We start from the raw sequence: 3,030 nt of genomic DNA on the forward strand, positions 1-3,030 counted from the left end.
GCCTCCTCCTACTCGATTTGCCTATTGGAAGTGTGTTTAAACAAGGTTTGATTGAGATTAACCAAGAAGTCTAATGGTGGCGTTAGACTCCTTGGTTAATTTTTTATTGCTTCGCCCTGACGCGGAGTATGTGTTTTTTTGTCATATATAGACATTGGTCTTGGGAAGGTGAGGACGGGTGAAAATGCCTCTTATCGTGCAGAAATTTGGTGGAACGTCGGTGGGTTCAATTGAACGAATCCATCATGTAGCAGAAAAAATCATTGAAGCGAAAAATGAAGGGAACCAGATCGTGGTTGTCGTTTCGGCTATGTCTGGTGAAACAAATCGGTTAGTTAATTTAGCCACGCAAGTTGATAGCGTACCAAACGCTAGAGAACTGGATGTGTTGTTAACGGCTGGCGAGCAAGTTTCCATGGCCTTGTTAGCAATGACGTTACACAAGTTAGGTTATGAAGCGACATCGATGACTGGCTATCAAGCCAAGATACACACGGATTCTAATCATAATAATGCAGCGATTGAGCGTATTGATACTGCTCCGATTCAAGCTCTGCTAGATGACAACCAGATTGTTATTGTTGCAGGCTTTCAAGGATTCAATGCGAAAGGTGATATCACGACATTAGGCCGCGGTGGTTCAGATACTACAGCGGTCGCGCTTGCAGGTGCCTTGCAGGCGAAAGAATGCCAGATCTATACTGATGTAGATGGTGTTTACTCTTGTGACCCTAGAGTCGTAAAACAATCTCAGAAATTAGATACTTTAGACTTTCCTTCTATGGAAGAGATGGCTCGCCGAGGCGCTAAGGTATTGCACCTTCCTTGTGTTCAGTATGCATGGCAGCACAACGTGCCATTGCGAGTGCTTTCAAGCTTTGAACAAGGCGAGGGCACATTGATCGCGGGTAATCAGTGTTTGAATGATATTGCTGGCATCGCCATCCAAAGAGATATGGTGCGTATCGAGTGTTTGAATGAAGATTTACCGTCTTTCATTTCACATTGCCAACTGTTGGGGATCGAAGTCTGTAGTGTGATCGAGGAAACAGAACGGGCAGCACTCATTATTAAACAAGACATAAGTGCCAAATTAAAACTAGTTTTTGCTGAGAAAATCCGTAATAGTGAACAGGTTAGTTTGTTAACTGTGGTAGGAAGCCGAACACAAGAAATTGTGGTCAGTTCACATGGATTGTTGTCTGAAGGCGAAATTGATGTACAGCATCACTTATTGCAGCAGCAGTCTTTAACTTTGGTGATATCACCAACGCAAGTCGATATGGCTGCTAACATATTACACAATGCATACATCGTAGCGCGTGAAACACAGGGTTATCCTAAAAAAGAAGTGCATTTTGGTTAAATAAACTCAATCGATAGTTTACGAAAATATAACTTTTGTTGGATAATGCTCTCGTAGCTAGATAAATTTAGAGATTACTCAAGGAGCAAAGAATGCTAATTTTGACTCGCCGCGTTGGCGAAACACTGATGATTGGTGATGAAGTAACAGTTACTGTACTAGGCGTTAAAGGTAACCAAGTACGTATCGGTGTTAACGCACCTAAAGAAGTATCTGTTCACCGTGAAGAGATCTACATGCGCATTCAAGCTGAAAAAGGTAATGGTAACGTTGCATCTGGCAACTACTAATACTTTTGCGTAGAGAAGAGGCTAGCATTGTTGCTAGCCTTTTTTGATCTTGGGGAACCGAAACACTGATTGGGACATAGATGGGTTGGATAACGGATCGGTCTCAAAGTGGTGAAGTGAATGCTTTGTGATGCTGCGAGATACAGACAAGGTTGAACAGAACTGTTGCTCTGTATTTTGTTTGGCAAAACTCAAGATTTATTCGCTTCCCCTATGGCGAAAATACGCATCCCGTAGTATTGTGCCATCAGCGGTAGCACTTGCTGCTGGAGAAATTAGATAATTGTTTTCGGCTGTTTATTATTGCCAATCTTTCACCTTAATTTTTAAGGGAAAAAGCGCGATTTGAATCTTATAAGTTCAATTTGCAAGCGCTTTGATTAAATAGCAAACGGTTGAGTGTTTTTGTCCAATTTTTTTCAATAAAGTGTTTGACATATTTTCGGTAAAACGTAATATGTGCCTCCGCAAGACGGTGAGGTGGCCGAGAGGCCGAAGGCGCTCCCCTGCTAAGGGAGTATGTGGTTTGTAGCTGCATCGAGGGTTCGAATCCCTCCCTCACCGCCATTTCTTGCGAGTCTAAAATTAGCAATTTAGACAATGTAAATGTGCGTCCTTAGCTCAGCTGGATAGAGTACCTGGCTACGAACCAGGCGGTCGGAGGTTCGAATCCTCCAGGACGCGCCATTCTCTCTTCTCTTACTTGTAAGTGATTTGAGAATAATGAATTAGGTGAGGTGGCCGAGTGGCCGAAGGCGCTCCCCTGCTAAGGGAGTATGTGGTTTGTAGCTGCATCGAGGGTTCGAATCCCTCCCTCACCGCCATTCATTACAGGCCGATGGCCTTTTTTTTTCTTCGTAGCAAGAAGAATGTGATATATTTCACAACTTCATTCTTAATGAATGAACACCGTGCGTCCTTAGCTCAGCTGGATAGAGTACCTGGCTACGAACCAGGCGGTCGGAGGTTCGAATCCTCCAGGACGCGCCACTATTTAAGGGTTTATTTCTTTTAAGAATGAAAGTCCTTGTATTGACTAAGTTGATACTAAAACCGTGCGCTCTTAGCTCAGCTGGATAGAGTACCTGGCTACGAACCAGGCGGTCGGAGGTTCGAATCCTCCAGAGCGCGCCACTATTTAGGGTTTAGTTCTTATAAGAATGTGAATCCTGATATTGATAAATCGTTCGTCGAAAATTAATATCAAAAACCGTGCGTCCTTAGCTCAGCTGGATAGAGTACCTGGCTACGAACCAGGCGGTCGGAGGTTCGAATCCTCCAGGACGCGCCACTATTTAGGGCTTCTTTCTTATAAGAACAGAAATCCTTGTATTGAGTTGTTGTTTACAACGAATTGATACTAAAACCGTGCGC

At 43.5% G+C, this 3,030-nt stretch carries 2 protein-coding genes and 6 tRNA genes; all 8 read left to right on the plus strand.

Annotated elements, in window-relative coordinates:
• Window positions 1–184: 184 nt before the first annotated feature.
• The 8 genes from AB4371_RS06120 to AB4371_RS06155 all read left to right on the plus strand — a co-directional run bounded on the left by AB4371_RS06120 (window position 185) and on the right by AB4371_RS06155 (window position 2,947).
• On the plus strand, window positions 185–1,366 hold the full coding sequence (locus AB4371_RS06120; RefSeq protein ID WP_081090215.1) for an aspartate kinase: 1,182 nt from the start codon (window positions 185–187) through the stop codon (window positions 1,364–1,366).
• 92 nt (window positions 1,367–1,458) lie between these two features.
• Window positions 1,459–1,656 carry a carbon storage regulator CsrA gene (csrA, locus tag AB4371_RS06125; RefSeq protein ID WP_004415691.1) on the plus strand — a complete coding sequence of 66 codons (198 nt, stop codon included), beginning with the start codon at window positions 1,459–1,461 and terminating at the stop codon, window positions 1,654–1,656.
• A 474-nt stretch (window positions 1,657–2,130) separates the two neighbouring features.
• A tRNA-Ser gene (locus AB4371_RS06130) sits at window positions 2,131–2,223 on the plus strand.
• 43 nt (window positions 2,224–2,266) lie between these two features.
• Window positions 2,267–2,343 (plus strand) — tRNA-Arg (locus tag AB4371_RS06135).
• A 44-nt stretch (window positions 2,344–2,387) separates the two neighbouring features.
• Window positions 2,388–2,480 (plus strand) — tRNA-Ser (locus AB4371_RS06140).
• An 89-nt stretch (window positions 2,481–2,569) separates the two neighbouring features.
• A tRNA-Arg gene (locus tag AB4371_RS06145) sits at window positions 2,570–2,646 on the plus strand.
• A gap of 67 nt (window positions 2,647–2,713) precedes the next feature.
• Window positions 2,714–2,790, plus strand: a tRNA-Arg gene (locus AB4371_RS06150).
• 80 nt (window positions 2,791–2,870) lie between these two features.
• Window positions 2,871–2,947 (plus strand) — tRNA-Arg (locus AB4371_RS06155).
• The last annotated feature ends 83 nt before the right edge of the window (window positions 2,948–3,030 follow it).

The sequence above is a fragment of the Vibrio sp. 10N.261.51.A3 genome, assembly GCF_041471965.1.
In the GTDB taxonomy this organism is placed as follows: Bacteria; Pseudomonadota; Gammaproteobacteria; order Enterobacterales; family Vibrionaceae; genus Vibrio; species Vibrio crassostreae_C.